Raw genomic sequence first — 26,326 nt, forward strand, 5'->3', positions numbered from 1 at the left:
CGCCGCCTCAGCTGGAGACTCCATGACCGGTACAGCCGCCCGCGTATCACCGCCCACCAGCGATGCCGACCCGTTCGCCGCGGAGCACCTGCGGCAGCCCGATGCCCTGCACCAGCAGCTTCGCCGAGCAGGGCCGGTCGTCCGCCTCGCCCGCTACGACGTCCACGCCCTGGCCCGGTACCAGGAAGTCCAGACCGCCCTCGTCGACTGGCAGACCTTTCGGTCCGGTGCCGGTGTCGGCCTGGCCGACTTCACACACGAGGAGCCATGGCGCCCTCCGAGTCTGCTGCTGGAGGCCGATCCGCCCCACCACGACGCCCCGCGCCGGGTCCTGCGCGAGATTCTCTCCCCGCTCGCGCTGCGAAGGCTGCGCGACACGTGGCAGATGCGGGCCGACGAGCTCGTCGACGCCGTACTGGCGACTTACGGAACGGAGTTCGACGCCTTCGAGACGCTGGCCAAACGATTTCCCCTGCGCGTCTTCCCCGACGCCGTGGGCCTGGGACCCGACGGCCGGGAGAACCTCCTCCCCTACGGCAACATGGCCTTCAACGCGTTCGGCCCCCGCAACGACCTGGTCGCAGCCGACGCCGACCGGGTGACCGAACTGTCCGGCTGGGTGAACGCCCGGTGCACACGCGGCGCACTGGCCGGGGACGGGTTCGGCGCCCGCATCTGGGCCGCGGCCGACCGAGGCGACCTCACTCACGCCCAGGCGCCCCTGGTCGTGCGCTCGCTGCTCACCGCCGGTGTCGACACGACCGTCCACGGCCTGGCCGCGACCCTCTACGCCTTTGCCACCCACCCGGAGGAGTGGCAGCGGCTCCGTGCGCGCCCGGGTCTCGCGCGCGTGGCGTTCGACGAGGCGGTGCGCTGGCAGTCGCCGGTGCAGACCTTTTTCCGGACCGCCACCACCGACGTCGACATCGCGGGAACCCGCGTGCGCAAGGACAGCAAGATCCTGATGTTCCTCGGCGCCGCCAACCGCGACCCGGCCCGCTGGAGCGACCCCGACCGCTTCGACCTCACTCGCGATCCCTCCGGCCACGTCGGCTTCGGCATGGGCATCCACCAGTGTGTCGGCCAGCACGTCGCCCGGCTGGAAGCCGAAGCCCTGCTCACCGCCCTGGTCCGACGCGTCGGGCACATCGAACTCAGCGGTGAGCCCCGGCGCCACCTCAACAACACCCTGCGCTCCTGGGCGTCGATCCCCGTGCGCATCCGAACGGCTCAGTGACCACAGCCACCGATCCCGCGGTCCTCCCCACGCAGGACACCCCATCGAAGGGACCTTCTTCCATGCCCCAGCAGGTACGCGGTGTCGTCGCCCATGCCAAGGGTGCGCCGGTTCGCGTCGAAACGATCGTCGTACCCGACCCCGGCCCAGGAGAAGCGGTGGTGAAGGTGCAGGCATGCGGCGTCTGCCACACCGATCTCCACTACCGCGACGGTGGCATCGAAGACGACTTCCCGTTCCTCCTCGGCCACGAGGCGGCCGGCCGCAGTACTGCTTCGACACGCACAACGCGAAGCAGAAGATGACTCTGATCCACGGCACCGAACTGTCCCCCGCCCTTGGTATCGGCGCCTTCGCCGAGAAGACGCTGGTCGCCGCCGGGCAGTGCACCAAGGTCCACCCTGCCGCCTCCCCGGCCGCAGCCGGCCTGCTCGGCTGCGGGGTGATGGCCGGGATCGGTGCCGCGATCAACACCGGCGGTGTCGGGCGAGGCGACACCGTGGCCGTCATCGGCTGCGGCGGCGTCGGCGACGCGGCTGTTGCCGGTGCCCGGCTGGCCGGCGCGGCGCCCGCCTGGACCTCGACGCCTTCGTCAGTGAGACCGTCACCCTCGACGAGGTCGAGGACGCCTTCGCCCGCATGCACAAGGGCGACGTCCTGCGCTCGGTGGTGCTGTTCCCATGACCGGCATCCCTGTCGAACACGTCAGCACCTCGCGCACGTTCAGCGTCTACGGCCGCTCCTGGGGGAGGCGGTCGCGCCCACCCCACCTCCGTCGCGATCGATGAGCCCTCGGGATACGGGTAGAGGGCGTATGGATCGGGTGTTCGACGGTGTGCGTGGCCGTAGGTGTCCGCAGTGTCGATGTGGGTGATGTCGTACGTGGGCACGGCATGGAGGAACACGGAGTTCACCTGATCACGATCGGGTGAACGACCTTGCAGGGCGGAACTCCTCGGATTCTCCCCGGGCTCGATCGTGAGCCGTGATCGGTCCGCTCGGCACGTACAGAGAGCAAGGTGACGCGCGATGTTCACGACCCGACCGACCCTCCAGGGCACCTTCGGCATGGTGTCCTCCACCCACTGGCTCGCCTCGCAGTCCGCGATGGCCGTCCTGGAGGGCGGCGGCAACGCCTACGACGCGGCCGTCGCCGCCGGATTCGTCCTGCACGTCGTCGAGCCGCACCTCAACGGCCCGGCCGGCGAGGTCCCGGTGATCCTCGCGCCGAAGGACGGTGACGTACAGGTGCTGTGCGGCCAGGGCCCGGCGCCCGCGGGTGCCTCCGCCGCGCACTACCGCTCACTCGGTCTGGAGCTGGTGCCCGGCACCGGACCGCTCGCCGCCGCGGTACCGGGCGCCTTCGACGCCTGGATGCTGCTGCTGCGCGACCACGGGACCAGGACACTCGCCGAGGTCCTGCGCTACGCGATCGGATACGCCGAGGACGGCCACGCCCCCGTCGAGCGCGTCGGCCGGACCGTGGAGACCGTCCGCGCGCTCTTCGAGAGCGAGTGGCCCACGTCCGCCGAGGTCTACCTCCCCGGCGGGAAGGCGCCCGAGCCCGGCACCCTCTTCCGCAACCCGGCCCTCGCCGCCACCTGGCGCCGCCTGGTGGCAGAGGCCGAGGAGGAGGGCGGCGAGGACCGCGCCGTGCAGATCGACGCCGCCCGCGCCGTCTGGCGCACGGGCTTCATCGCCGACGCGCTGGTCCGCCAGGCCGCCGTCCCCACCATGGACACCAGCGGCACCCGCCGCACCGGCACCCTCACCGCCGCCGACCTGGCGGACTGGTCCGCGAGGTACGAGGCGCCCGTCACCTACGACTGGAACGGCTGGACGCTGGCCAAGGCGGCCGGCTGGAGCCAGGGCCCCGCCTTCCTGCAGCAGCTGGCCCTCCTCCCCGCCGAGCTCCCGGCGTACGGCTCCGCCGACTACGTCCACCTGCTCATCGAGGGCTGCAAACTCGCGATGGCCGACCGCGAGGCCTGGTACGGCGACGCCACCGGCGTACCGCTCGACACCCTGCTCTCCGGCACGTACAACGACGAGCGCCGCGCCCTGATCAAGGACACCGCCTCCCTGGAACTGCGCCCCGGCAGTCCCGACGGCCGCACCCCGGTCCTCAGCGCGCACGCCCACGCCGTCGCCTCCGGCTTCGACGCCATGGGCATTCCGGTGGCCGGGGCGGGCGAGCCGACGGTGTCCGAGGACGGCGCGACCCGAGGCGACACCTGCCACATCGACATCGTCGACCGCTGGGGCAACATGGTCGCGGCCACGCCCAGCGGCGGCTGGCTCCAGTCCAACCCGGTCGTGCCCGAGCTCGGCTTCCCGCTCGGCACCCGGCTCCAGATGGCCTGGCTCGACGAGGGCCTGCCGAACACGCTGACGCCCGGCCGCCGCCCGCGCACCACACTCACCCCGTCCCTCGCCCTGCGCGACGGAGTCCCCGTCATGGCCTTCGGCACGCCCGGCGGCGACCAGCAGGACCAGTGGCAGTTGCACTTCTTCCTCGCTGTGGCGCTCCGCGGCCCGGTACGCGGCGGGCTAGACCTCCAGGGCGCCATCGACGCCCCGAACTGGCACAACGACAGCTTCCCCGGCTCCTTCTTCCCACGCGGGATGCGCCCGGGCAGCGTCACGGTCGAGGGGGGCATGGACCCGGAGGTCGTCGGCGAGCTCCGCCGCCGCGGCCACGACGTCACGGTCGGGGACCCGTGGTCCGAGGGCCGGATGTGCGCCGTCGCCAGGGACCCTGAGACCGGTGTCCTGTCCGCCGCCGCCAATCCCCGGGGGATGCAGGGCTACGCGGTCGGCCGCTGACCACCTGCCCGGAGCGTTCCCGGTGGACCGTGCTTAGCTGGAGTCATGATCGATGACTTCCTGTACGGGACCGCCGGGCACGCCGGCCGGACGGCCGAGGTGGAAGCGGCGGTCCGCGCGGCGGCCGCCGCCGAGATCCTGCCGCGCTACCGGCAGCTGGCCGCCCACGAGATCGTCGAGAAGAGCGGCCCGCACGACCTGGTCACCGCCGCGGACCGACTGGCCGAGGAACACCTCACCGCCTCCCTCACCCGGCTGCTGCCCGGCTCGGCCGTGGTCGGAGAGGAAGCCGTGCACGCCGACCCCTCGGTCAACGACGCGCTCGGCGGCGACGCACCCGTGTGGATCGTCGACCCGGTCGACGGCACCCGCCAGTTCGTCCACGGCGAACCCGGCTTCTGCACCCTGGTGGCCCTCGCCCTGCACGGGGAGGTGTACGCCTCATGGACGTACGCCCCCGTCCTCGACGAGATGGCCGTCGCCGTGAAGGGCCGGGGCGCCACACTCAACGGCGCGCCGCTGCACAGCGGATCACCCGCGCCCGGCGCGGTGCTCAAGGTGGCCATGTCCCACCCCGACTACACCTCCGACGCCCAGAAGCGCGCCCTGCTCGGCCTGCGGACCGACGGCATCGACGCCCGCGCCTGCGGATCGGCGGGCCTGGAGTACCTCGCCATCGCCTGCGGCGCGCAGGACGCGGTCGCCTTCAACTGGGAGTTCGCCTGGGACCACGCGGCGGGCCTGCTCCTGGTCACCGAGGCGGGCGGCTCCCAGTCGACGCTCTCAGGCGTCCCGTACCGCATCACCGGCGGCAACGACCTGCCGTTCACCGCGGCCAGGGACCGGGCGACGGCGGAGCGGGTCCTCCAGGCGCTACGGACCGGCCAGGAGCCGGGCCCCGCCGGGACCTGACGAGCCGTCCAGCACCGCCCGTACGTCGCGGACGACACCGGCCGCCGTCGCCACCGCGGCCGTGTCCAGACCGCGCAGCGCCTCGGACACCCGGTCCGCGAAGTCCGCGGGGGTGTCCGCCAGAGCTGCGGCGGAAGCGAGCGCCCCCTTCTCGTTGAGACACCAGACACGGTGGTGGGCGTGCAGGGCCTGGGCGATGACCCCGAAGGCCTTCGACAGACAGAGGGCGACGTGGAGCGTGTCCCCGGACGGGGCCGACTTGCGGGCGGCGGCCACGGAGAAGTCCGCCTCCCACGCCGCGCCGGTCAGCGCGCGGCGCAGCGGCTCGGGGTAGGCGCGCGTCATCTCCCGGAACGCTGTCAGCTCACCGCGCGGGTCCTCCATGACCTGGCAGAGGGCGACCTCCCCCACGTAGCAGGGGGACCAGAAACCCAAGGGGTGGCCGGGCTGGGCCCCCACCTCGAAGCGCCCCGCCCGGCAGTCCGACCACACCGACTCCACCCGGTCGAGGTCGCGCAGGATCCAGTCGACGGCGACGCCGTCCACCGTCAGCCACGCCCCGCCGTTCACCCAGGTACCCCAGCCGCCGGGACCCGCCACCTCGGCCGGCGCGCCCTGGACCTCGGACGCCAGTGCGGTGAGGGCGGCCAGGTCGGGGGCGCCCCGGTAGTAGACGCCCAGGTCCCAGTCGGAATCGGGGCGGTGGGTGCCGCGGGCCCTACTGCCACCCAGGGTGACGGCCTCGACACCGGACAGCCGGACGAGCCGGGAGGCCATCGCGGCGACGGCGGGAGAGGGCACGCATGCGTGGTTCATCGGGCGGCAGGCTACCCGGGGTCCCGTGTCGGGCGCTCCCGAATATCCTGGGCTTCCTGGCCATCGGCTGACGAAGGAGTCCGAAGGTGCCATCGATGCTGGATGCCGTCGTCGTGGGGGCGGGCCCGAACGGGCTGACAGCCGCGGTGGAGCTGGCCCGCCGCGGCCTCGCCGTGGAGGTCTTCGAAGCGGGGGAGACCGTCGGCGGTGGTGCCCGCACGGAGGAGCTGACGCTCCCCGGCTTCCTCCACGACCCGTGTTCCGCCGTGCACCCGCTGGGCATCGGATCGCCTGCCTTCCGAGCGATGCCGCTCGCCCGGCTCGGCCTCGAGTGGCTCCACGCGCCGCTGTCGCTCGCCCACCCCTTCCCCGACGGCTCCGCCGCGGTGCTCACCCGGTCCGTCGGGGAGACCGCCATGTCGCTGGGCCCGGAGGACGCGGGCGCCTACCGCAGGCTCGTGGCCCCCTTCACGGGCCACTGGGACACCCTCGCCGAGGACTTCCTGCGCACCCCGTGGGACGGCCTGCCCAAGGACCCGCACCGCTACGCGCGCTTCGGACTGGCAGCGATCCAGCCCGCCACCCTGCTCTCCCGGCGTTTCCGGGGGGAGAAGGCGCGTGGGCTGCTCGCGGGCCTCGCCGGGCACGCCATCGCGCCCGCGAGCGGCGTCGCGACCGGTGGTATCGCCCTGCTCTTCGCCCTCGCGGCGCACGAGAACGGCTGGCCGGTGCCCCGTGGTGGCTCGCAGGCCATCTCCGACGCCCTCGCCTCCTTCCTGCGGGAACAGGGCGGCACCATCCGCACGGGGATCGAGGTCAAACGCCTCGACGAGCTCCCACCCGCCCGCGCGTACGTCTTCGACACCTCACCGACCGCTCTCGCCCGGATCGCCAGGCTCGGCGGCGCCTACGACCGCTACCGTTACGGCCCCTCCTGCTTCAAGATCGACTACGCGCTGTCGGGGCCCGTGCCCTGGACGGCCGAGGAGGCCCGTCGCGCCGGCACGGTCCACCTCGGCCCCTCCGCCGGCGAGATCGACGCGGCCCTGCGCGCAGCGGTGGACGGCCTTGACCCCGATGTGCCCTTCCTGATCACCGCGCAGCCCAGCATCGTCGACCCGACCCGCGCGCCCGAAGGCCGCCATGTCTTCTGGGTGTACGGGCATGTCCCCTCCGGCTGGGAGGGGGACGCCACCGAGGTCGTCGAGCGGCAGCTGGAGCGGTTCGCCCCGGGCTTCCGCGACCTGGTCCTGGCCCGCGCGGTCGCCGGACCGCCCCGGCTCGCCGTACGCAACGCCAACTACGTGGGCGGCGACATCGCCACCGGGGCGTTCGCCGGGCTGCAGACGGTGCTCCGCCCCAAGCTCGCCCGGGTGCCGTACGCCACCGCGCACCCCGCGGTCTTCCTCTGCTCTTCGGCCACCCCGCCGGGCCCCGGTGTGCACGGCATGTCGGGGCACCACGCGGCGAAGGCGGTGTGGCGGCGGCTGCGGGCGGCGTGAGTCGCGGAAGCAGCCGTGGCCGCCGGGCTACGATGCCGCGATGAGGCTCCGGTTGCGTACGGCCTGACCGGAACGACCGTGTGCAGCAACGGCGCTCCCGTGTACGACATCGGGGCCCGCAGGATCCTCACCCCCCACGCCCCGCCCGTGCAGACGGCGCGGCGGGCGGCCGACGCCCTGGCGGAAACCCTGCCCGGCAACGGCTGACAGCACCGGGCCGGCCCGGCCGCGGACGGTCCTCAGCCCGTGGGCGCCAGCACCGCCGTACGCCCGCCGAGCAGCCGGGAGAAGGTGTCGGTGACCTGGGCGAGAGCCTCCGCCGCGCCGGGTGCCACGCTCAGCGTGCCGTTCTCGCCGGCGGTGAGGTCCTTGTCGAGGGTGAACCAGCCCGGGACGACGTGCGCCGCGCCCATGGAGCTGAGCACCGGGCGCAGCGCGTAGTCGATCGCCAGCACATGGGCCGGGCTGCCCCCGGTGGCCAGCGGCAGCACGGTCTTGCCGGTCAGCGCGTACTGCGGGAGCAGGTCCAGCAGTGTCTTCAGCAGGCCCGAGTAGGCGGCCTTGTAGACGGGGGTGCCTATGACCACCCCGTCCGCCTCCTCGAAGAGCGTCGTGGCCTCGACGACAGCCGGGTGCCGGAAGTCGGCGCCCAGCAGCGCCTCGGCGGGCAGCGTGCGCACGTCCAGCGGCGTCACGTCGTGACCCTGGTCCCGGAGCCGGTCGTCCAGGTGGCGCAGGAGTCGTGCCGTGCGTGAGGTGGCGGAGGGACTGCCGGAGACGGACAAGATGGTTGCCATGGGAAGCCTTTCTCTACGGGTCAGGGGTGCCGGTGCGGTTGCACACGGCGGAGGGCGGCGGCGCTCACCACCCGCTCGAAACGACGGTGACGACCGGTACCAGTTCGTTGCGCAGGGTCTCCAGGAAGGTGACGATCTCCGCGGCCACCGAGCGGTGCTGCACGTCGTTGAGGACGTCGTGGTGTGCGTCCCGCACCACCGAAAGACGGGCCCGCGGAAGGGACTTCGCCATACGTACGAGTGCCTCGCGGTCCGCGAGCGGATCGGCGTCGCCGGTCAGGAGCAGTGTGGGTACGCCGATGTCACCGGCGTACGCCGCCGCGAGCAGAGCCTCCGGTATCGCTTCGTCGAGCGCCCCGCGCCGGAGCCCGGTGTCCTCGGTGAGCGCCCCTCTGTGGGCGGGGCAGGCGGTACGCACGTCGAGTTCGTCCTCCCACCCGCCGACGGAGGCGGCCCCGCCGGAGGGGATTGCCGCCAGGACGACGGCGTCCGGCCGGGCGGCGGACGGTACGTCCTCCCGGCCGAGGAGCGCCGCGACGGCGACGGCTCCGCTGTCCGCTCCCACCAGAACGAGGGGGCGTACGACGCCGTCCTCGCCCGAGTCCTCGGCCGTGGCGGCGAGTCGGGCGCCGAAGCGGGTCAGCGAACCGGCCGGGTCGCCCTCGTCGAGCTCGGGGGCGTCGACCACGCGGACGCGGTAGGCGTCGGCGGCCAGCCGCCTGCCGAGCCGGGTGTAGGTCGCCCGGGTCTCGCCCCGGCCGGGCACGACGACGAGGGTGCCGCGTGTGCGAAGTCCCTCGACGGCGTGGTGGTCGGTGTACTCGGTCATCTGGATCCTCCGTGTGCGTGCCTGTTCAGGGGTTACGTGGACCGCGTCAGTCGTTCACGAGCCCGCGCTCGGAGGTGTGGCGGTTCGCGGGGACGGGCAGCCCGAGGTTGCCGCGCAGGGTGTCCGCCTCGTACTCGGTCCGGAACAGGCCGCGCTTCTGCAGGAGCGGCACCACGCCGTCGACGAAGCGGTGGAGGTCGTCGTTGTTCCGGAAGGCCAGGTTGATGCCGTCCAGCGTTCCGGCGTCCGACCACTTCTCGATGGTGTCGGCGACCGTCTCCGGAGCCCCGACGAACGGCGAGCGGCGGAACGCGCTCACGGACTCGGCCACTTGACGCAACGTCAGGTTCTCTGCCTCCGCGCGCTCGATGATCCTCCCGGCGCCCGTCCGGCCACCCTTCTCCGCGAGGTGGGCGACGTCGGGGAACGGTGCGTCCAGGTCGTGCACGCTGAAGTCGTACGCGCCGAAGGACCGGCCCAGGAGTGCGAGGTTGCTCGCGAAGTCGTTGTCCTCCTCGAAGATCTCCCGTTCCCGGCGCCGGGCCTCCTCGTCGGTCGCGCCGACGATCGGGCCGCCGTGGATGAAGACCTTGATGTGGTCGGGGTCGCGTCCGTAGGCCGCGGTGCGCTTCTTGATGTCGGCGTAGTACTCCTGCGCCGACTCAAGCGTGCCGCCCGGTGCGTAGATGCCCTCGGCGACGCGCGCGGCGAGGTCGCGGCCCTCGGCGGAGACCCCGGCCTGGAAGATGACCGGCTGTCCCTGCGCCGAGCGGGAGATGTTGAGCGGACCGGCGACCTGGAAGTGCTCCCCGACGTGATTCAGCGCGTGCAGCCTGGACGGGTCCAGGAAGACGTCGCGCTCCACGTCGGCGGGGAAGGCGTCGTCCTCGTAGGAGTCCCAGAGTCCGCGGGCGACCTGGACGAACTCCAGGGCGCGGCCGTACCGGGTGGCGTAGTCGAGGTGTTCGTCGAGCCCGTAGTTCTTCGACGTCCCGGTGTCGAAGCTGGTCACCACGTTCCAGCCGGCGCGTCCGCCGCTGATGTGGTCCAGGGAGGCGAACCGGCGGGCCAGGTTGAACGGGGAGTTGTACGTCGAGCTCGCCGTGCCGACCAGGCCGAGGTGCTTGGTGTGGGTGGCGACGGCGGAGAGCAGGGTGAGCGGTTCCAGCCGGTTCAGGTAGTGCGACGGGTAGGTGGAGTTGATGAACTGGCTGTCGACGACGAACAGCGCGTCGAAGAGGGCGTGTTCGGCCGCCTGGGCCTGCTGGATGTAGTAGTTGATGTCGATGCTGGCGTTCTTCGCGACGAGCGGGTCCTTCCACAGGCCGTGCTGGCCGGGCCCCCCGACGCCGTACGGGTGCAGTGCGAGATGGATCCTGCGGGACATGGGTGTTCCTCTCGGTGGTGCTTGGATGTGCGGAGGCGCTCTGCGGTCAGCCGGTCAGCCGGTCAGCTGTGCGCGCAGGGCCTCTCGCTCGGAGCGGTCGGCGGTCCGCGAGTGCAGCGTCGGCGCGGAGCCGACGAGCAGCCGCGTGTACACGTGCCGCGGGTGGTTGATGACGTCACGGGCGGAGCCCACCTCGACGAGCTCCCCCCTGTAGAGCACGGCGACGCGGTCTGCGGTCCCGGCGATGGAACCGAGGTCGTGGGAGATGAAGACGAGGGACGTCCCGGCGGCGCGGAGCTCCTTGAGTATCTCCAGGACCTGTACGCGGTTGGCGGAGTCCAGGGCACTGACCGGCTCGTCGAGGATGACCAGGGAGGGCTCCGTGACCAGGGCGCGGGCCACGGCGACACGCTGGCGCTGGCCGCCGGAGAGCTCGCCGGGCATCCGCCCGAGCAGATCCGCGGACAGGTGGACCCGGTCGAGGAACGCGCGGGCCCGTTCCGCCGCCTCCTTACGCGGCACCTCCTGGATGAGCAGCGGTTCGGTCAGGGAGTCCTCGACGGTGAGGTCCGGGTCGAGGCTCCGCAGCGGGTCCTGGAAGACGTACTGGACGATGCCCCTGCGGCGCAGGGCGCGCCAGCGGCGGTTGCCGTAGCCGGTCACCTCCTCGCCGCCGACCCGGATCGAGCCGGCCGAGGTGCGCACGAGGCCGAGCACGGCGCGGGCCAGAGTGGACTTTCCGGAGCCCGTCTCGCCGATGACGCCGACGGTCTCCCCGGGCGCGACGCTCAGCGTGACCCCTCGCAGGGCGCTCCGGCCGCGGCGTCCCCGGCCGTAGCGGACTTCGAGATCCTCGACGGCCAGGACGGGGGAGGGTGCCTCCTCCGGACCGGCGGTCCTCGCTTCCGGCGACGCGGTGGTCATGACGCCTCCTCGGGGTCTTCGCGGCCCTTCGGGTTCAGGAACGTGTCCAGGCCGTACTGCTCGTGCTCGGCCATCAGGAACCGGGTGTACGCGTGCTGCGGATCGTGCAGCACCGACCGCGTCGGACCCTGCTCCACCACCTCGCCCTGCCGCATGACCAGGACCTCGTCACACAACTGGGCGACCACGGCCAGGTCGTGGGAGACGACGACGAGCGCCAGGCCGGTGCGCTCGCGCAGTTCGGCCAGCAGGTCGAGGATCTCGGCCTGGACCGTGACGTCGAGGGCCGTCGTGGCCTCGTCGGCGATGAGGGCCCGCGGCTCGACGGCGATGGCGGCCGCGATCAGGACGCGCTGGAGCATGCCCCCCGACAGCTCGTAGGTGTACTGGCCGTAGACCAGCTCCGGGTCCCGCAGCCGTACCGCCCTGAGGAGACCGAGGGCCTGCCGGCGCGCCTCGCGCCGCTTCACGCCCTTCTTGACCCGGATGACCTCGGCTATCTGAGCACCCACGCGGATCGACGGGTTGAGATACGACGCCGGGTCCTGGAAGACGGCACCGATCGTGGTGCCGCGCAGGGCGGTCCACTGCCGGGGCGTCAGGGTCGCGATGTCGGTGCCGTCGATCTCGACCGAACCGCCGGAGACCTCGAAGTGCGGGGGCAGGATGCCGAGGACGGCCCGGCAGGTCAGGGTCTTGCCGCTGCCGGACTCGCCGACGATGCCGACCGCCTTGCCGGGGGTGAGTTCGAAACCGACGCCGTGGACGATCTCACGGTCGGTGACCCGGTCGGTGATGTGCACGTCGCGGACCGCGACCACCGGGGGAGCGGTCGGTGCGGCTGGATTAGCGGTCCCGGCGGGCGCCGACTCCTCGGTGCGGTCGGGGACGGTGTTCTGGGACAGGGTCCTCATCGGGAGCCTCCCACGGGGACGGGGGCGGATGTGCCGGTGCGGGCCCGGGCCTTGCGCCGGTCGGCCAGGGCCCGGCCCGCCTCACCGGAGACGTCGCGGATGGCGTCGGCGAGCAGGTTGCACGCCCAGACGGTGACCATGATCAGCAGGGCGGGCGCCACCGGCGCCCAGGGCTGGTGGCTGAGGTAGCCGAGGTCGGAGGCGAGCAGACCGCCCCAGGTGGGAGCCGGGGGCTGCACTCCGATGCCGAGGAAGGTCAGGCTGGAGACGATGACGAAGCCCACGCCGATGGTCTGGGCGAGCGCCACCGCGATCGGCGGGAGCACCTTGACCCATACATGACGGCGTACGACCCAGCCGATCGAGGCGCCGGAGACGATCGCGGCCTCCACGTACGGCGAGCGGGCCACGGCCAGCGTCGCGGCGCGCGACACCCGGTAGAAGAGCGGTGAGACCAGTGCGCCCGTGACGAGCATGGCCTGCGTGATTCCGTTGCCGAGCAGCGCGATCACGGCGATGGCGAACAGCATGAACGGCAGGGCGACCAGGGTGTCGGCCAGACGGAGGGTCAGCCATTCGAAGACCCGGCCCGAGTAGACCGACAGGATGCCGGGGACGGCGCCGACGACGAGGGCCGTCAGCGCGACCTCCAGGGACCCGAGCACGCTGATCCGCGACCCGTCCAGGAGGCGGCTGAACACGTCGCGGCCCAGGTAGTCCGTCCCCAGCCAATGCGCGCCCGAGGCCGACGCGAGCGTGTTGTCGCTGGTGGCCAGGGGATCCTGCGGGGCGAGCCACGGGCCGCAGACGGCGAGCAGGGCGACCAGTACGAGGATCACCACGGCGATCCGGCCGGATGTGAGTGAGAGGATGCGGCGCATCATCGTCAAACCCCCCGCTGGGATGCCGGCATCACACGCGCCAGCACCAGGTTGATGATCAGGTTGAAGGAGACGACCAGCACGATCGACACCACGAGCACGCCCTGCACCGCCGGCACGTCACCGGCCTGGGCCGAGTCGTTGGCGAACCGGCCGAAGCCCTGGAGGCCGAAGATCCACTCCGTGACCACGGAGGCACCCACCAGCGCCGGGAACTTCTGTCCGACCGTCGCGAGGGCCGGCCCGAGGCCGTTGCGCAGGACGTGGGCGAAGAAGATCCGCCGTGGGCTCAGGCCTCGGACCACCGCGCCCGTCACGTAGTTCTCGCCGTAGGCCGCGATGAGGCTGGACCGCAACTGGCGGGCCACGTCGGCGATGACATCGAAGCTCAGCGCGAGCGCCGGGAGCGTGATGTGGGCGAGCCAGGGACCGACACCCTGTTCGGCCGGGATGTAACCGGCCGAGGGGAACAGACCGAGTCCCACCGCGAGGGCCGCAACGAGCACGATGCCCACGACGAAGGCAGGCATCACCGAGATCACGGTGACGAATCCGGTGATGGCCCGGTCCACGACGGTGGTGCGCCGGAGCGCCGCCACCGTGCCGAGGAGGAAGCCCACGGCCACACCGATCACCAGCGCGAAGGTCGCGACCGAGAGGCTCACCCCCAGGCCGAGGCCGATCAGTGTCGAGATGTCGGCCCCGTTGACCCAGCTGGTGCCGAGCTGTCCGTGCAGGACCCCACTGAACCAGTCCCAGTACTGGGTAAGAAAGGACTTGTCGAGCCCCCACTCGGCCTCGACGCGCCGGATCGCCTCGGGGGTCGCCTCCTCGCCCAGCTGGATGCGCGCCGGACTGAGCCCGCTCATGGACCGCAGCGCGAACGTCACGAAGGTCGCCACCAGGAACACCGGCACGAAGATCGCGACCGACCGGCCGAGGGCCGCAGCCATCCGCCCCGCCGCATGCCGCGCCCTGGTCGTGGGGACCCGGCCGCGCTCAGGAGTGACGCGCTCCGGCGTGAGCTCCGGTGTGGTCGTCGTCATGGGGCTTCCTCCCCCTTTCTGCAGTGGTGGACGGGACGGTCAGGAGCCGCCGGCGATCTTCACGCCGGTCCAGTCGATGTGGGCGGGGTTCTTCGGCAGATCGGAGAGCGCCTTGCTCTTGGCGAAGAGGTTGGGCGACGAGAAGGTGAAGATCAGGGCCCTGCTCTCCAGGCCCGCACGCGTCGCCGCCTGGAGCACCCGCCGGTAGTCGGGTGCGTCCAGAGGTGTCTGACGGACCTTGGCGACGGCCTCCTCGAAGCCCTCCGGCTCGTACGGAGTGCTCAGATTCAGCGGGCCGTTCGGACCGAAGTGGGCGGTGAGGGTCTGCACCGCGGAGTCGCGGCCCGTCGTCGAGTACAGGGAGAAGGCCAGGTCCTTGGCGAAGAACGGGGTGGCCCAGTTCTTGTCGATCTTGATGGTGACCTTGATGCCCACGGCCGCCAGCTGCGACTGGACGATCTCGGCCTGCGGATCCTCCGCCGGGATGACCAGGTTCAGCTTGATGTCACCGGGCTCGTGGCCCGCCTCGGCCAGGAGCTTCTTCGACTTCGCCGGGTCGTACGGGTAGGCGTTCTCCGACTCGGAGTCGTAGGCCTCGTACCCCTTGGGGAAGGGCTGGTCGGTGGTCTCGCCATGACCGAACGTCAGCTTGTCGACGAACTCCTCGCGGTTGACCGCGTAGCGGAGCGCGTCGACGACCCTGTCGTCGTTGAACGGCGCCTTGTTGACGTTCAGGCTGATGTTGGAGGCATTGAAGCCGGGCTGGGAGAACACGTCCAGGCCCGCCTTCTCGGCGGCGGCGGCCTGGCTCGGGTCGAGGTCGGCGAAGTTGTAGACACCGGTCTGGAGACCCGAGACCACGGTGGAGGCATCGGGTGCGGATACCAGCTCGACGTGGTCGATGTGGATGTTCTTCGCGTCCCAGTAGTCGGGGTTCTTCCGCAGGATTGCCTTGGTGCCCGGGATCAGCTGGTCGATGACGAACGGCCCGGCTCCGACAGGGGCCTGGTCCAGCTTCGCGGGGTTCTCGGCCGCCTTCGGGCTGGCAATCTGCAGGACGCGCTCCCCGAGCAACTGCGGTATCTGGTAGTCGACCTGGGTGAGGTCGAGCGTGGCGTCCAGCCCGTCGGCCTTCACGGAACCGATGGACGTCAGGTCGCCGAACAACGCGGAGTTCTTCTGCTTCTGCGCCCGCTCGATCGCGGCCTTCACGGCCGCGCCGTCGACCGGCTGACCGTCGCTGAACTTCAGCCCGGGGCGCACGTGGAAGGTGATCCGGTCGCCCTTCTCGTTGTACTCCCAGCTCTCGGCAAGGTCCGGGACCGCCTTGCCCTCCTCGTCGGTGCGCGTCAACGAGGCGTAGATGAGCGCGAGTTGGCGGAACTGTGCGCCGCTTCCCCCCACCACCGGGTCCCAGTGGCCCGGGAAGTAGGAGGAGGCCCATTTGAGGGTGGCGCCACTGGCCGACGACGAGGCGCTGCCGCCGCAGGCGCTCAGAGCCGGCACGAACAGGGCGATGAAGGCGGTTCCGAGGGCGGCGACCCTCAGGCCGCCCGCCCTTCGGGCCGACCGGGCGTCCGGTCGGTGTCGGATCGTGACTCGTGCGGGCATCTCGTTCTCTCTGATGAGTCCCGGCCCGGAGCAGGGCAGGAGGAGGCGGGGGGCGCGGAGGGAGGCGCGGCACTCGCACAAAACCGTCGTCGCGTATGCGGGCACGCGTCGTCGAGGGCGTCGCGCACGGCTGGGCAGGTGCGGGCCCGGGCAAGGGCGTCGAGGAACTCAAGGCCCCGATCGGGGATGCGACGGAAGGGTACGACGGAAGGCGGGGAGCCGACGCGGGGCACAGGCGCGGGTCGGCGGACAGCCGGTGCTGCCGACAGAGCTCAGGCAGTGCCTGTGGAGCGTGGGCGGTGGGCGGTCAGCGACAGAGTGCGCTGGAGGTGCGCCGCAGGTCCACGTAGCGGCACACCACACCGGGGTGCGTCGTGAGCATGGGCTCATCCTGGCGGCAGCCTTCCTGCGCTGTCAATGGACACCCATTGGTGTCTCATTCAGCGGGACGGGACTCAACCGCAGCTCAGGGAGGTGCGGCGACCAACTCAACCGAAAGCAGGGTGGGCTGACGCCTCGTCGGGGTGCAGCCAGAGGAGGCCGTTCGCCGTCTCCAGGGGGACCGCTCCCGGCGGAGGCCACGCGCCCTCCGCCAGCAGGCCTCGGTCCGGTCCGGTGAGGCTCCGGTGCCGCTCCAGTGCCTCGGCGGGGGAGAGCGGCGCGGAGAGGTCGAGAAGCCCCGGGCAGAGCTCGCCGACGGCAGCCGCGTACGCCCCGTACGACCGCCAGCCGGGGACCGCGCGATACCCCGCCGGGGCGCGCAGCAGGAGCGTCGGCAGCGCGTAGCGGTACCCGCCGTCGGGGGTCTCCTTGGCGGTGCCGGGGTGCGGTGACCCGCTCTGTACGGACAGGACTTCGGGGACCGGGCGCCGCGCCTCCGCACGGTCGGCGTGCACCCGCTCCAGCACGCCGGACGAGGCCGCGTCGGTCCTCAGCCGGTCCGGGTCCAGGCCCGGGACGCTGAGCGTGGCGGCCATCGCGCCCTCCATGGTGTCCGCCGGCTCGCCCAGGACGAAGACGGTCTCCCGCAGCCGTCGCAGGACCCGGTCGGCCACATCGGCCCCCTGGAGCTCGGCGGCCCCGGCCACGAGCGACGACGGCCAGGAGCTCGCCGCGACGCGGCTCAGCCGGGCCGCCCGCGGGGCTCGGGTGTGCACGCTGATCCTCTCGACGTAGTCGGCGTAGTACGCGGTTTCGGCCGCCGGATCGGGCGCCGGGTCGTCCTCGTCGTCGAAAAGGATCGCGTACGCCCGCCGCCAGTGGACCCGGCCGGCCAGCGCGGTCCGCAGTCTGCGGAAGGCGGGCTCCGACCCCCAGGCCCAGGGGCACATGGGGTCGGTGTATTCCACCACCTCCACCGGCGGCGCGTCCGGTCCGCCGGTCACGCGGCACCGATCGCGGAGGGCTGTTCGCGCGCCTCGGCGGGCAGCAGCGAGGCCAGGGTCAGTCCTCCGAGGACCGCTGCGGCATCCGCCTCGACCCGCCTCCACACCCCGGGCAGACCCACTGCGGGGCCCGGGTAGTCGAGCCCCCTCAGCGACTCGCCCCGGAGCGTGATCAGCTCACCGTCGACGGCGCGCACGACATCGAGGAGGGTGATCTCCCCGGCAGGTCTGCCGAGCCAGTAACCGCCCTCGCAGCCGCGCTGGCTGCGCACCAGACCTGCCCTGCGCAGCTCGCCCACCACGGACTTCAAGAACCTGAACGGGATCTCCTGCGAGGAGGCGATGGCTTCGCAGGAGAGCGGACGGCGGGGATCACTCGCGAGCTCCAGGAGGGCGCGCGTGGCGTAGTCCGCCTTCGCGGAGATATGCATGCGCACATCATGCCCCGGCCGTGCGCCGCGGCCGGGCACTTCCGGCCGTCCCCCGACTGCGTCGCGCCGTACATTGCGGGAACATTGCCGCAGGTGAAGGGGAAAGGACACCTCTTGACATCCTTTTTGCCGCCGACCTAACGTCCCTGCCATGAGCGAGCCGTTGACGACCCCCGGAGAAGGGTTCCACCCTCACCTCCACGAGACCCCGGGCCGCGCGGCGGCACCCCTGCGCGCCCGTCTGCACCACATCCGCGCGGACGCGCTGGACGGAGACACGGCACAGACCGGAGGCATGCGGAGATTCAGTGCCGTCAGCGGCAGGACCGTGGGTTCCGAGAAGCTGTGGATGGGCCAGACCCACGTCGCCCCCGCGACCGCGTCCTCCGACCACCATCACGGCGAGTCCGAGACCGCCATCCACGTGGTCGGCGGACACCCGGAGTTCGTCTTCCTGGACGACTCGGGGGACGAGCCGGAGGAGGTGCGGCTGCGCACCTCACCGGGCGACTACATCTTCGTCCCGCCGTTCGTGCCGCACCGCGAGGAGAACCCGGACCCCACCGAGGAGGCCGTGGTCGTCATCGCCCGCAGCACCCAGGAGGCGATCGTGGTCAACCTGCCGCGTCTGTACGCCCTGGACCTCGACGCGAACGCCTGACGGGCCCTGTCCCGGAGATTACCTCAGCGGTAATCGACCCTCTGCGACGGTTGCGGCAGGCTGCGGAGCGCAAGGCAAGGGGCGGCACACAGCCGGTGAGCCGCCGCCCGGCCAGGCTGCCCGCCGGTGAGGCGGGAAGCACGGCGCTTGCCGCAGGCGCGCCGTCCGGCGCACCCGCAGAGACGAAAGGACACCGTTGTGACCATGCACGAGGACGCCGTCGCGCGCTACTTCACCGCTTGGAACGCTGCCACCTCCGAGGATCTGGCGAAGGCAGTCGCTGCCGCGTTCACCGAGGACGGCACCTACACCGACCCGTTGGGTGAGGCGAAGGGGCACGAGGGGATCGCTGCGGCGATCACGGGCGCCCACCAGCAGTTCCCCGGCTTCGCGTTCGAGCCCACCGGTACGCCCGACGCCCATCACGACCTGGTGCGCTTCACATGGGACCTGGTCTCCACCGCCGACGGGTCCGCTCCCGCCGCCGGCTTCGACGTGATCAGGCTCGCCGACGACGGCCGCATCAGCAGCGTCGCCGGCTTCCTGGACCGCCTGCCGGGGGCGTGACCTCTCCCTCAGCCGGCCTGCTGAAGGGCAGCGGCGGTCTCCGTGTCCGCGGGCAGGAACGTCTCGACCGCCAACTCGGCAACGGTCACATCCATCGGTGTGTTGAACGTCGTCGCCGTCGAGATGAAGGACAGCACCCGGCCGCCCGCCTCGATCCGGAGCGGCAGTGCGTACGGGTGGGCCGCCGGGGCCCGCCCGTCCGTACGCTCGCCCGGACCGGTAGCCGTGTCGCCCGCGGGGGCCTGATAGGCGGCCACCTCCTCGTAAAGGCCGCGCAGGGCGTCGGAGGAACGCAGTGCGGCCTGCCGCTCCATCCGTTCCAGGAGGTGGCCACGCCATTCGCCCAGGTTGCGGATCCGCGGGGCCAGGCCCTGCGGATGCAGCGTCAGACGCATGGCGTTCATGGGCGGCCGCAGCAGGTGACCGGCCACCCCGTCGAGCAGCAGTCGCACGCCCTTGTTCGCGGCCACCACGTCGTACATCCCGTCCATCACCAGGGCGGGAAAGGGCTCGTAGGCGGTCAGCAGCTGGTCCAGCCCGGTCCGCAGTGTCGTCATCGCCGGTGCGGTCAGCGCTGTCTCCGGATACGAGGGGGCGTAACCCGCCGCCACGAGCAGCGCGTTGCGGTCCCGTACGGGCACGTCGAGGTGCTCGGCGAGATGCAACACCATGGACCGGCTCGGCGTGGACCGGCCGGTCTCGATGAAGCTGATGTGGCGTGCGGAACTGTCGGCTCTGAGGGCCAGTTCGAGCTGGGTGATGCCTCGCAGCTTGCGCCAGCCCCGCAGCAGGCTTCCGGCGTTCACGTCATCGACCGTCCCGGCCATGGCAGTCGTTCATGGCCGGGACGGTACTAGGGCGTGTTTCGAAAGTCCCGCCTGGCTGGCGACGTCTGGCACGCACGCTCGCCGCGGAGGAGTCGGTGGCTACGGCTGCGGCGTCACCTTGTCGCCTCCGAAGGTCACGGCCAGGGAGCCGTCCGAGGCGAACGACCAGTCCATCGCACCGGCGTAGGCCGAGCAGGACGAGCCGTTCGAGCCGGTCCAGAACTGGTTGGAGCTGTCCGCGTCGCCCACCGTCTTGTCGTTGGAGCCGTCGTCGCTGCGGCAGGAGACGTTGTCGCGGAACACCGAAGTACCCCTGTCGAAGGAGAAGTTGCGTTCGGCGTTGTCGATGCTGACGTTGCCCGACACCGTCATCGAGCCGGGGTTGCTGTTGTAGGTGAATCCGTGGTGGCCGTTGTCGTAGGCGATGTTGCGCCGGACGATGTGGTCGACCTCGATGTCGTCGCCGCCGAGCTTGTAGCCGTTGCGGTCGCCGTCGGAGTTCACGGTCCCGTCGGACAGGGTGCCGTTGTCGTAGGCGAGGGAGTCCTCGATGGTCACCGGGCCGATGGGGCCCGTCTCCGACTTGGTGTAGAGGTCCCAGCCGTCGTCGATGTTGTGGTGCGCCACGGTGTGGCGGAAGACGTTTCCGGGGCCCGAGGTGAGCTTGGAGGCGAACCCGTCGGCGTCCTCCCCGTCGGAGTCGGCGTTGTCGTGCGACTCCGAGCTCAGGATGAGGTTGTTCGCGGGCCACTCGTCGTCCGGGGTGTCGGAGGCGATCCGGGAGATCTGCAGGCCCGAGTCGTGGTTGAAGCGCGTCACGACGTGTTCGATGACGTTGTTGCTGCCGCCGACGAAGATGCCGTTGTCACCGGCGTGCTCGACGACGATGCCGTCGATGTGCCAGTACGCACCGTTCACGGCGAGTCCGCGGTTGGCCGGGTCCTCCGGCATGGCCGAGAAGTTCAGGACCGGCTTCTCGTCCGGGTAGGCGGCGAGCGTGGTGCGGGCACTCGAGGTGCCGTCCTCGCCCGGCGGGATGGTGACCGTCTCGGAGTACTCGTACGTCCCGCCGCGCAGGTAGACCGTCCCGCCGGAGGTGACGCGGCTGATGGCCGAGGGGAGCGTCGTCGGGTCCGACTCGGTGCCGGCCGCGTCGTCCTTGCCGTCGGGCGCCACGTACAGGGCGTCGGCGGCCACGGCGGCCGGGGCACCGACCGCGCCGGACCCGAGGGGGGAACCACCGGGGGTGGCCGTGGCCTGCGCCACGGTGCCGGACAACGCGAGGGCGGAGCCGGCCAGCAGGCCGACACACGCGATGAGGGGCTTCTTCTGCATCGTTCGTCTCCAGGTCGGGTCGGTGCGGCGGCCCTGCCGGTTCGTTCCTCCGAACGGCCGGGCCACCGGGCCACACCGGGTGGGGGGCAAGCGCTTTCTACGGACCGTAGGCCCGTGTCGTGAGCGCGTCAATACATCTGTACGTGATTGCGGTTCACCGACATGAACGCAACGGATGGTCCCGCCGTGTGGTCCGTGTCGGGTCTCCTCGCGAGGTCCATGTCGGATTTCCGCCAGCCGCCCGGCCACTCCGTGCCCGATGCTTGGACCATGCACACCGACACCGAGCGCTGCGTGAGGGCCGTCCAGTCGAAGGACGCCCGCTTCGACGGCTGGTTCTTCACGGCGGTCCTGACCACCCGGATCTACTGCCGGCCCAGCTGCCCGGTGGTGGCACCGAAGGCCCGGAACATGACCTTCTATCCCAGCGCCGCCGCGTGCCAGCAGGCCGGGTTCCGCGCCTGCAAGAGATGCCGGCCCGACACCAGCCCCGGCTCCCCGGAGTGGAACGCCCGCGCCGACTCCGTCGCCCGGGCCATGCGGCTCATCCAGGACGGCGTCGTCGACCGGGAAGGCGTACAGGGGCTCGCCGCCCGGCTCGGCTACTCCGCCCGGCAGGTCGAGCGCCAGCTCCTCGCGGAGCTCGGCGCGGGCCCGCTCGCGCTGGCCAGGTCGCAGCGGGCCCAGACCGCCCGGGTACTGATCGAGACGACCGGACTGCCCATGGCCGAGGTGGCGTTCGCGGCCGGGTTCGCATCGATCCGTACGTTCAACGACACCGTGCGGGAGGTCTTCGCGCTCGCCCCGGGCGAACTGCGCACCCGGGCGGAACGCGGAGCCCGTGAGCCCGTGGCCCCGGGGGTCATAACTCTCCGGCTCCCGTACCGCGCCCCGCTCGACCCGAGCAACCTCTTCGGGCACCTCGCCGTCACCGCTGTCCCCGGCGTCGAGGAATGGCGCGACGGCGCCTACCGCCGCACACTCACCCTCCCGCACGGGCACGGCATCGTGTCGCTGTCCCCGCGGCCCGGCCACATCGACTGCCGGCTTCTTCTCACCGACCCCCGCGACCTCACCCAGGCCATCAGCCGCTGCCGCAGACTCCTCGACCTGGACGCCGACCCGGTCGCCGTGGACGACCGACTGCGCGCGGATCCGCTGCTCGCCCCGCTGGTCGACGTGGCTCCGGGGCGCCGGGTTCCGCGTACGGTCGACGCCGCCGAGTTCGCCGTACGCGCGGTGCTCGGCCAGCAGGTCTCCACCGCCGCCGCCCGCACCCACGCGGCCCGGCTGGTCGGCGCCCACGGCACTCCCGTGGAGGACCCGGAAGGCGGGCTGACCCACCTCTTCCCCGCCCCGGACGCACTGGCCGGCCTCGACCCCGAGGCGCTCGCCCTGCCGCGCAGCCGCCGCACCACGCTCACCACTCTCGTGGCCGCGCTCGCCGACGGGTCCCTGGACCTGGGCGAGGGCAGCGACTGGGACAAGACCCGCGCGGAACTGGCCGCACTGCCGGGCTTCGGCCCCTGGACGATCGAGGTCATCGCCATGCGGGCCCTCGGCGACCCGGACGCGTTCCTCCCCACCGACCTCGGCATCCGCAGGGCGGCCGGACACCTCGGCCTCCCGGCGACCCCCGCCGCCCTCACCGCACGCGCATCCGAGTGGCGCCCCTGGCGGGCTTATGCCGTGCAGTATCTGTGGACGGTCGACAACCACCCCATCAACCATCTGCCCGCCTGAAGGTGAAAGGACGGACCATGACCACCACGCCCACGACGACCAGGCAGCACACGGTCGTCGACAGCCCGTACGGGGCGCTCACCCTGGTCGCGACCGACGGTGTGCTGTCCGGTCTGTACATGACCGGACAGCGGCACCGGCCGCCCGAGGAGACCTTCGGCGTACCCGACCCGCGGCCCTTCGGCGAGACGGTCCGCCAGCTGGACGCCTACTTCGCGGGCGCGCTGACGGCATTCGACCTCCCGCTCCGTCTGCACGGCACGGCCTTCCAGCGCGAGGTCTGGGCCGAGCTCGTACGTATCCCGTACGGCGAGACCCGCTCCTACGGAGAGCTGGCCGGCCGCCTCGGCAAGCCTGGCGCCTCCCGTGCGGTGGGCCTAGCCAACGGCAGGAATCCGGTCGGGATCATCGTGCCCTGCCACCGTGTCATCGGAGCCTCGGGGAGCCTAACGGGATACGGCGGCGGGCTGGATCGCAAGCAGCGGCTGCTCGCCTTCGAGCGGGGAGCGGAGGGTGAGGTCCCGGCCCTGTTCTGAGCCCGGGCGGAGGTGCCGGGGCGTCCGGCCCCGGCCCCCGGCCGCGCCCGCTCAGCCGGTGAAGATCTCGACGACCGACCAGATCGCGAGCGCGAGCATGCACAGACCGCCGATGCGCTGCACCGTCTTCAGCGGCACCCGCTTGGCGATGAACCTGCCCGCCAGCAGCGCCAGCGCGGACACCGACATGAGGGCGGCGGCGGCCCCGATGGCGGTGGACCAGGCGCCGTTGCTCGCGGCGAGGTTCGCGGTGGTGATCTGGGTCAGATCGCCCCACTCGCTGATGAACACCGCCATGAAGGCGGTCGAGTAGACCGGCCAGAATCCTGTGACGGTCTTGATCTCCGCGTCCTCGTCGTCGTCGTCACCACCGCTGCGCAGCAGCATGAACGCGCCGAAGGCGAAGAGGGCGGCCGAGACCAGCTTGACGGTCCAGTCGGGAAGCAGACCGATCAGCCCGCCCGCTCCGACCGCGATGGCGACGTGCACGATGAACGCGGACGACGTACCGAACCAGACGTACAGCGGGCGCATGCGTGTGCCCATGGCCAGCGAGGCGAACATCGTCTTGTCGGGGAGCTCCGCGAGGAAGATCAGCCCGAAGGCGGTGAGGATCGCCAGGGGGTCGAGATGCATTCCGGGTGGCTTTCTGTGAGAGCCGGGCCCCGGGCCTTCCGCGAAGTACCACTCGGGCTCTTTCGGGAGGACCACTCGGCCCGGCATGACCGCAGCACCCGCTGGGCGCGGGTGTGTCATACCTGACCGAAGGTCTCGCCCACCCGTAAGCATCTACGAGCCCGGCCACCGGGAACCCGAGGGCTCCAGTGTGTCGACGACCGGTTTGCGGGGCTACTCCCCTTCGCAGCCGTCCACGATACCCCACCGGACCTGCGGGGAAGCGGCTCGGTACAGTCCTACGGTGATCAACCACGCCGCCGCCGGGAGCGTCCCCGCATGAGCCGCCGACCGCGTAAGGCCGCCGGGACCGGTCCTTCCCGGCCCACGGTGAGCGTCTGCCGGGGGTGCTGCTGCGGCACCCCCAAGATCCCCGGCGTGGACCACGCCGGCCAGCTCGCGCAGTTGCGGCAGTCCCTCGACGGGGCAGCGACCGTGCGCGCGGTGCAGTGCCTGGACGCGTGCGAGCACGGCAACGTCATCGTCGTACAGCCCTCGGCCGAGGGCCGGCGCGCGGGCGGCCGTCCCGTCTGGCTCGGGCTGGTCAACGATCCGCACGCCGTCGCCGACATCGCCGCCTGGGCGGCGGAGGGCGGGCCCGGCCTCGTGGACCCGCCGGAGATCCTGGACCTGTACGCGTTCAGCCCTTCCCGCCGGATCCGCGCGGGACTGGACGGCGAGGGATCGTGAGGCTCCGGACGCACGGCAGGAACAGCGTGGGGGACCGGTGCACCCGCCTGGCCCTGGTGCTGGCGCTGGGCGGGCTGCTGAGCGGATGCGGGCCCGTCCCGGCACCCGCGCAATCTCCCCGGAGCGACGAGCGGCCCTTCTGGCACGCCGAGTTCGACGGAAAGGCGGGCAGTCGCCCGCCGGAGAGGTTCTGGACCACCGAAACCGGGAACCGGGACGCCGAGGGGTGGGGCAACGACGAGCTGCAGTACTACACGGACGACGCGGCCAACTCCGCTCTCGACGGCGGGGGTCATCTCGCGATCTCGGCGCGGCCGGCCCCCGCCGCGTCCGAGCTGCCCTGCTACACGCAGGAGTTCTGCACCTGGACGTCGGCCCGTCTGACCACTGCGGGAAAGGTCGCGCTCACCCATGGACGCGTGGAGATCCGCGCGAAGATGCCCACCGGCACGGGACTGCTGCCGGCGATCTGGATGCTGGGCGACAACGGGGTCGAATGGCCCGGACAGGGTGAGATCGACATCTGTGAGGTGGTCGGCGGAGAGCCCCGCACGGTGTACGGCACCGCGCACGGGCCGACCTACTTCAACGAGGACGGAATCGACGGCTCCACCACCCTCGCGGCCGACGCGTCGCAGGCGTTCCACACCTACGCCGTCGACAAGCAACCGCGCCGCATCACCTGGTCCGTCGACGGCGAGCCGTACTTCACGTTGACCCCGTCGAAGCTGCCCGCGCCACGGGACTGGGTCTTCGAACAGGACATGCACCTGCTGCTCAACGTTGCCGTCGGCGGCGACTGGCCCGGCCCTCCCGACAGCTCGACGCCGTCCCCCGCGACGATGACGGTCGACTACGTGCGCTTCTACGGCAAGGGCCGCGCGTAACGGTCCGCGAGAGGAACACTCAGGCCGGGTCTGCTGCCAGCCTCTCCAGCAGGGCGGGCAGCGCCGTCCCGATGGGTTCGCGGACGGTCTCCGCGGCCAGCGCGTCGTACGGGGTCGGCTCGGCGTTGACCACGACGAGCCGGGCCCCGTGCTCCACGGCGATACCGGCCAGCGAGGCGGCGGGCTGCACCTGCAGCGTCGTACCCACGGCGATGAACACCTGACTCGCCTTGGTGATCGCCATCGCCTCGGCCAGCACCTGCGGATCCAGGCGTTCACCGAACATCACCGTCGCCGCCTTCAGGATCCCGCCGCAGACCGCGCACGGCGGGTCCGCCTCACCGGCTTCGACACGGGCCAGCGCCTCCGCCATGCCCGACCGGGCATGGCACCGGGTGCAGACGACCCCGTGTGCCGTGCCGTGGAGTTCGACGACCTTGCGGGGGGACAGGCCGGCGAGCTGGTGCAGCCCGTCGACGTTCTGGGTGATCACGCGTACCGGAGTGCCGGACTTCTCCAGTGCGGCCACCGCGCGATGAGCGGTGTTGGGCTCCGCGCCCCACGCCGTGCTGGTGCGGCGCATCTGCCAGGAGCGGCGCCGGATCTCCGGATCGGACATGTAGGAGTCGTACGTGACGAGTTTCTCCGCCTCCGGGTCCTTCCGCCAAAGTCCTTGCGGCCCACGGTAGTCGGGGATGCCGGAGTCCGTGGAGATGCCGGCGCCGCTGAGGATCGCGACGAGAGTCATGGCCTGAGCCTACGGACGGCCCGCTCCCGTCGCGACGGCTTTTTGCGCAGGCCGCCACAGCTCGCGTGCTCCTCCTCCCTCTGGGCTTGATAAGCGGAACGTTGCTCCGTATCGTTGGCGGAGCAACGTTCCGTTTGTCGTCGACGTCCTGTCGCCGAC

General features: G+C 71.7%; 26 protein-coding genes and 1 pseudogene. 12 read left to right on the forward strand and 15 right to left on the reverse strand.

What is annotated here, in order from left to right:
* Window positions 1-22: 22 nt before the first annotated feature.
* From ACFYSH_RS30325 to ACFYSH_RS30340, 4 genes and pseudogenes are all read left to right on the forward strand, one after another.
* Complete coding sequence (locus ACFYSH_RS30325; RefSeq protein WP_359475899.1) at window positions 23-1,237, forward strand: cytochrome P450; 1,215 nt, start codon at window positions 23-25, stop codon at window positions 1,235-1,237.
* A gap of 62 nt (window positions 1,238-1,299) precedes the next feature.
* Window positions 1,300-1,805: pseudogene (locus ACFYSH_RS30330) on the forward strand (alcohol dehydrogenase catalytic domain-containing protein); the annotation flags it as partial.
* A gap of 461 nt (window positions 1,806-2,266) precedes the next feature.
* Entirely contained in the window at window positions 2,267-4,063 is a 1,797-nt protein-coding gene (locus ACFYSH_RS30335) for a gamma-glutamyltransferase family protein (RefSeq protein WP_388756586.1), read from the forward strand.
* A gap of 45 nt (window positions 4,064-4,108) precedes the next feature.
* On the forward strand, window positions 4,109-4,975 hold the full coding sequence (locus tag ACFYSH_RS30340; protein WP_359475905.1) for an inositol monophosphatase family protein: 867 nt from the start codon (window positions 4,109-4,111) through the stop codon (window positions 4,973-4,975).
* Here ACFYSH_RS30340 and ACFYSH_RS30345 read toward each other — a convergent pair.
* Entirely contained in the window at window positions 4,937-5,791 is an 855-nt protein-coding gene (locus ACFYSH_RS30345; RefSeq protein ID WP_388756589.1) for a nucleotidyltransferase domain-containing protein, read from the reverse strand. The two genes, ACFYSH_RS30340 and ACFYSH_RS30345, sit on opposite strands and share 39 nt — an antisense overlap.
* An 86-nt stretch (window positions 5,792-5,877) precedes the next feature.
* Between ACFYSH_RS30345 and ACFYSH_RS30350 the strand changes: the two genes are divergently transcribed.
* Window positions 5,878-7,293, forward strand: a complete 1,416-nt coding sequence (locus ACFYSH_RS30350; RefSeq protein ID WP_388756592.1) for a phytoene desaturase family protein — start codon at window positions 5,878-5,880, stop codon at window positions 7,291-7,293.
* Between the two features lie 78 nt (window positions 7,294-7,371).
* Window positions 7,372-7,500, forward strand: a complete 129-nt coding sequence (locus ACFYSH_RS30355) for a hypothetical protein (protein ID WP_388756595.1) — start codon at window positions 7,372-7,374, stop codon at window positions 7,498-7,500.
* A gap of 32 nt (window positions 7,501-7,532) precedes the next feature.
* Here ACFYSH_RS30355 and ssuE read toward each other — a convergent pair whose 3' ends face one another.
* From ssuE to ACFYSH_RS30405, 10 genes are all read right to left on the reverse strand, one after another.
* Window positions 7,533-8,090, reverse strand: a complete 558-nt coding sequence (ssuE, locus tag ACFYSH_RS30360; RefSeq protein WP_359475916.1) for an NADPH-dependent FMN reductase — start codon at window positions 8,088-8,090, stop codon at window positions 7,533-7,535.
* A 64-nt stretch (window positions 8,091-8,154) separates the two neighbouring features.
* Window positions 8,155-8,919 (reverse strand): alpha/beta hydrolase, encoded by a 765-nt coding sequence (locus tag ACFYSH_RS30365; protein ID WP_388756598.1) that lies wholly within the window; start codon window positions 8,917-8,919, stop codon window positions 8,155-8,157.
* 46 nt (window positions 8,920-8,965) lie between these two features.
* A complete protein-coding gene (locus tag ACFYSH_RS30370) occupies window positions 8,966-10,306 on the reverse strand; it encodes an NtaA/DmoA family FMN-dependent monooxygenase (RefSeq protein WP_359475922.1) in 1,341 nt (446 codons plus the stop codon).
* 54 nt (window positions 10,307-10,360) lie between these two features.
* The gene (locus ACFYSH_RS30375; protein WP_359475925.1) at window positions 10,361-11,230 is read right to left on the reverse strand and encodes an ABC transporter ATP-binding protein; all 870 of its coding nucleotides are present in this window, start codon (window positions 11,228-11,230) and stop codon (window positions 10,361-10,363) included.
* Window positions 11,227-12,144: an ABC transporter ATP-binding protein gene (locus ACFYSH_RS30380; protein WP_359475928.1), complete on the reverse strand. Its 918-nt coding sequence runs from the start codon at window positions 12,142-12,144 to the stop codon at window positions 11,227-11,229. The genes ACFYSH_RS30375 and ACFYSH_RS30380 overlap by 4 nt, the downstream gene beginning before the upstream one ends.
* Complete coding sequence (locus tag ACFYSH_RS30385; protein WP_359475931.1) at window positions 12,141-13,028, reverse strand: ABC transporter permease; 888 nt, start codon at window positions 13,026-13,028, stop codon at window positions 12,141-12,143. The genes ACFYSH_RS30380 and ACFYSH_RS30385 overlap by 4 nt, the downstream gene beginning before the upstream one ends.
* Window positions 13,029-13,030: 2 nt before the next feature.
* Complete coding sequence (locus ACFYSH_RS30390) at window positions 13,031-14,071, reverse strand: ABC transporter permease (protein ID WP_388756603.1); 1,041 nt, start codon at window positions 14,069-14,071, stop codon at window positions 13,031-13,033.
* Window positions 14,072-14,110: 39 nt separating this feature from the next.
* Complete coding sequence (locus ACFYSH_RS30395) at window positions 14,111-15,682, reverse strand: ABC transporter substrate-binding protein (protein WP_359475937.1); 1,572 nt, start codon at window positions 15,680-15,682, stop codon at window positions 14,111-14,113.
* A 488-nt stretch (window positions 15,683-16,170) separates the two neighbouring features.
* The gene (locus ACFYSH_RS30400) at window positions 16,171-17,013 is read right to left on the reverse strand and encodes a DsbA family protein (RefSeq protein ID WP_388756645.1); all 843 of its coding nucleotides are present in this window, start codon (window positions 17,011-17,013) and stop codon (window positions 16,171-16,173) included.
* 50 nt (window positions 17,014-17,063) lie between these two features.
* Window positions 17,064-17,498 carry an RrF2 family transcriptional regulator gene (locus ACFYSH_RS30405; protein WP_388756606.1) on the reverse strand — a complete coding sequence of 145 codons (435 nt, stop codon included), beginning with the start codon at window positions 17,496-17,498 and terminating at the stop codon, window positions 17,064-17,066.
* A gap of 151 nt (window positions 17,499-17,649) precedes the next feature.
* Here ACFYSH_RS30405 and ACFYSH_RS30410 point away from each other — a divergent pair, with 151 nt between their 5' ends.
* Entirely contained in the window at window positions 17,650-18,159 is a 510-nt protein-coding gene (locus ACFYSH_RS30410) for a cupin domain-containing protein (protein WP_359475943.1), read from the forward strand.
* Between the two features lie 198 nt (window positions 18,160-18,357).
* Complete coding sequence (locus ACFYSH_RS30415; RefSeq protein WP_359475946.1) at window positions 18,358-18,726, forward strand: nuclear transport factor 2 family protein; 369 nt, start codon at window positions 18,358-18,360, stop codon at window positions 18,724-18,726.
* An 8-nt stretch (window positions 18,727-18,734) separates the two neighbouring features.
* Here ACFYSH_RS30415 and ACFYSH_RS30420 read toward each other — a convergent pair whose 3' ends face one another.
* Window positions 18,735-19,553: a helix-turn-helix transcriptional regulator gene (locus ACFYSH_RS30420; protein ID WP_359476039.1), complete on the reverse strand. Its 819-nt coding sequence runs from the start codon at window positions 19,551-19,553 to the stop codon at window positions 18,735-18,737.
* 99 nt (window positions 19,554-19,652) lie between these two features.
* A complete protein-coding gene (locus tag ACFYSH_RS30425) occupies window positions 19,653-20,888 on the reverse strand; it encodes a right-handed parallel beta-helix repeat-containing protein (RefSeq protein ID WP_359475949.1) in 1,236 nt (411 codons plus the stop codon).
* 270 nt (window positions 20,889-21,158) lie between these two features.
* Between ACFYSH_RS30425 and ACFYSH_RS30430 the strand changes: the two genes are divergently transcribed.
* A complete protein-coding gene (locus ACFYSH_RS30430; RefSeq protein ID WP_359475952.1) occupies window positions 21,159-22,631 on the forward strand; it encodes an AlkA N-terminal domain-containing protein in 1,473 nt (490 codons plus the stop codon).
* Between the two features lie 17 nt (window positions 22,632-22,648).
* Window positions 22,649-23,167 carry a methylated-DNA--[protein]-cysteine S-methyltransferase gene (locus tag ACFYSH_RS30435; RefSeq protein WP_359475954.1) on the forward strand — a complete coding sequence of 173 codons (519 nt, stop codon included), beginning with the start codon at window positions 22,649-22,651 and terminating at the stop codon, window positions 23,165-23,167.
* A gap of 51 nt (window positions 23,168-23,218) precedes the next feature.
* On the opposite strand, the gene ACFYSH_RS30440 is transcribed toward ACFYSH_RS30435, so the two are convergent.
* A complete protein-coding gene (locus tag ACFYSH_RS30440; RefSeq protein ID WP_359475957.1) occupies window positions 23,219-23,803 on the reverse strand; it encodes a TMEM165/GDT1 family protein in 585 nt (194 codons plus the stop codon).
* 318 nt (window positions 23,804-24,121) lie between these two features.
* Here ACFYSH_RS30440 and ACFYSH_RS30445 point away from each other — a divergent pair, with 318 nt between their 5' ends.
* Together ACFYSH_RS30445 and ACFYSH_RS30450 are read left to right on the forward strand one after the other, a co-directional pair.
* A complete protein-coding gene (locus tag ACFYSH_RS30445; RefSeq protein ID WP_359475961.1) occupies window positions 24,122-24,532 on the forward strand; it encodes a (2Fe-2S) ferredoxin domain-containing protein in 411 nt (136 codons plus the stop codon).
* Window positions 24,529-25,419, forward strand: a complete 891-nt coding sequence (locus ACFYSH_RS30450; protein WP_388756612.1) for a family 16 glycosylhydrolase — start codon at window positions 24,529-24,531, stop codon at window positions 25,417-25,419. The genes ACFYSH_RS30445 and ACFYSH_RS30450 overlap by 4 nt, the downstream gene beginning before the upstream one ends.
* Before the next feature lie 19 nt (window positions 25,420-25,438).
* On the opposite strand, the gene ACFYSH_RS30455 is transcribed toward ACFYSH_RS30450, so the two are convergent.
* Entirely contained in the window at window positions 25,439-26,167 is a 729-nt protein-coding gene (locus ACFYSH_RS30455; protein ID WP_359475967.1) for a Sir2 family NAD-dependent protein deacetylase, read from the reverse strand.
* Window positions 26,168-26,326: the final 159 nt, after the last annotated feature.

The organism is Streptomyces sp. NPDC005791, assembly GCF_042871485.1.
In the GTDB taxonomy this organism is placed as follows: domain Bacteria; phylum Actinomycetota; class Actinomycetes; order Streptomycetales; family Streptomycetaceae; genus Streptomyces.

Bases quoted from the DNA above. Each gene is read 5' to 3' on its own strand.
- ACFYSH_RS30375 (WP_359475925.1), bottom strand. From the start codon at position 11,230: ATGACCACCGCGTCGCCGGAAGCGAGGACCGCCGGTCCGGAGGAGGCA.
- ACFYSH_RS30335 (WP_388756586.1), top strand. From the start codon at position 2,267: ATGTTCACGACCCGACCGACCCTCCAGGGCACCTTCGGCATGGTGTCC.
- ACFYSH_RS30430 (WP_359475952.1), top strand. From the start codon at position 21,159: ATGCACACCGACACCGAGCGCTGCGTGAGGGCCGTCCAGTCGAAGGAC.
- ACFYSH_RS30340 (WP_359475905.1), top strand. From the start codon at position 4,109: ATGATCGATGACTTCCTGTACGGGACCGCCGGGCACGCCGGCCGGACG.
- ACFYSH_RS30385 (WP_359475931.1), bottom strand. From the start codon at position 13,028: ATGATGCGCCGCATCCTCTCACTCACATCCGGCCGGATCGCCGTGGTG.
- ACFYSH_RS30455 (WP_359475967.1), bottom strand. From the start codon at position 26,167: ATGACTCTCGTCGCGATCCTCAGCGGCGCCGGCATCTCCACGGACTCC.
- ACFYSH_RS30440 (WP_359475957.1), bottom strand. From the start codon at position 23,803: ATGCATCTCGACCCCCTGGCGATCCTCACCGCCTTCGGGCTGATCTTC.
- ACFYSH_RS30405 (WP_388756606.1), bottom strand. From the start codon at position 17,498: ATGCATATCTCCGCGAAGGCGGACTACGCCACGCGCGCCCTCCTGGAG.
- ACFYSH_RS30445 (WP_359475961.1), top strand. From the start codon at position 24,122: ATGAGCCGCCGACCGCGTAAGGCCGCCGGGACCGGTCCTTCCCGGCCC.
- ACFYSH_RS30410 (WP_359475943.1), top strand. From the start codon at position 17,650: ATGAGCGAGCCGTTGACGACCCCCGGAGAAGGGTTCCACCCTCACCTC.
- ACFYSH_RS30345 (WP_388756589.1), bottom strand. From the start codon at position 5,791: ATGAACCACGCATGCGTGCCCTCTCCCGCCGTCGCCGCGATGGCCTCC.
- ACFYSH_RS30395 (WP_359475937.1), bottom strand. From the start codon at position 15,682: ATGCCCGCACGAGTCACGATCCGACACCGACCGGACGCCCGGTCGGCC.
- ACFYSH_RS30325 (WP_359475899.1), top strand. From the start codon at position 23: ATGACCGGTACAGCCGCCCGCGTATCACCGCCCACCAGCGATGCCGAC.
- ACFYSH_RS30380 (WP_359475928.1), bottom strand. From the start codon at position 12,144: ATGAGGACCCTGTCCCAGAACACCGTCCCCGACCGCACCGAGGAGTCG.
- ssuE (WP_359475916.1), bottom strand. From the start codon at position 8,090: ATGGCAACCATCTTGTCCGTCTCCGGCAGTCCCTCCGCCACCTCACGC.
- ACFYSH_RS30400 (WP_388756645.1), bottom strand. From the start codon at position 17,013: ATGTGCCCCTGGGCCTGGGGGTCGGAGCCCGCCTTCCGCAGACTGCGG.
- ACFYSH_RS30420 (WP_359476039.1), bottom strand. From the start codon at position 19,553: ATGGCCGGGACGGTCGATGACGTGAACGCCGGAAGCCTGCTGCGGGGC.
- ACFYSH_RS30435 (WP_359475954.1), top strand. From the start codon at position 22,649: ATGACCACCACGCCCACGACGACCAGGCAGCACACGGTCGTCGACAGC.
- ACFYSH_RS30425 (WP_359475949.1), bottom strand. From the start codon at position 20,888: ATGCAGAAGAAGCCCCTCATCGCGTGTGTCGGCCTGCTGGCCGGCTCC.
- ACFYSH_RS30365 (WP_388756598.1), bottom strand. From the start codon at position 8,919: ATGACCGAGTACACCGACCACCACGCCGTCGAGGGACTTCGCACACGC.
- ACFYSH_RS30390 (WP_388756603.1), bottom strand. From the start codon at position 14,071: ATGACGACGACCACACCGGAGCTCACGCCGGAGCGCGTCACTCCTGAG.
- ACFYSH_RS30370 (WP_359475922.1), bottom strand. From the start codon at position 10,306: ATGTCCCGCAGGATCCATCTCGCACTGCACCCGTACGGCGTCGGGGGG.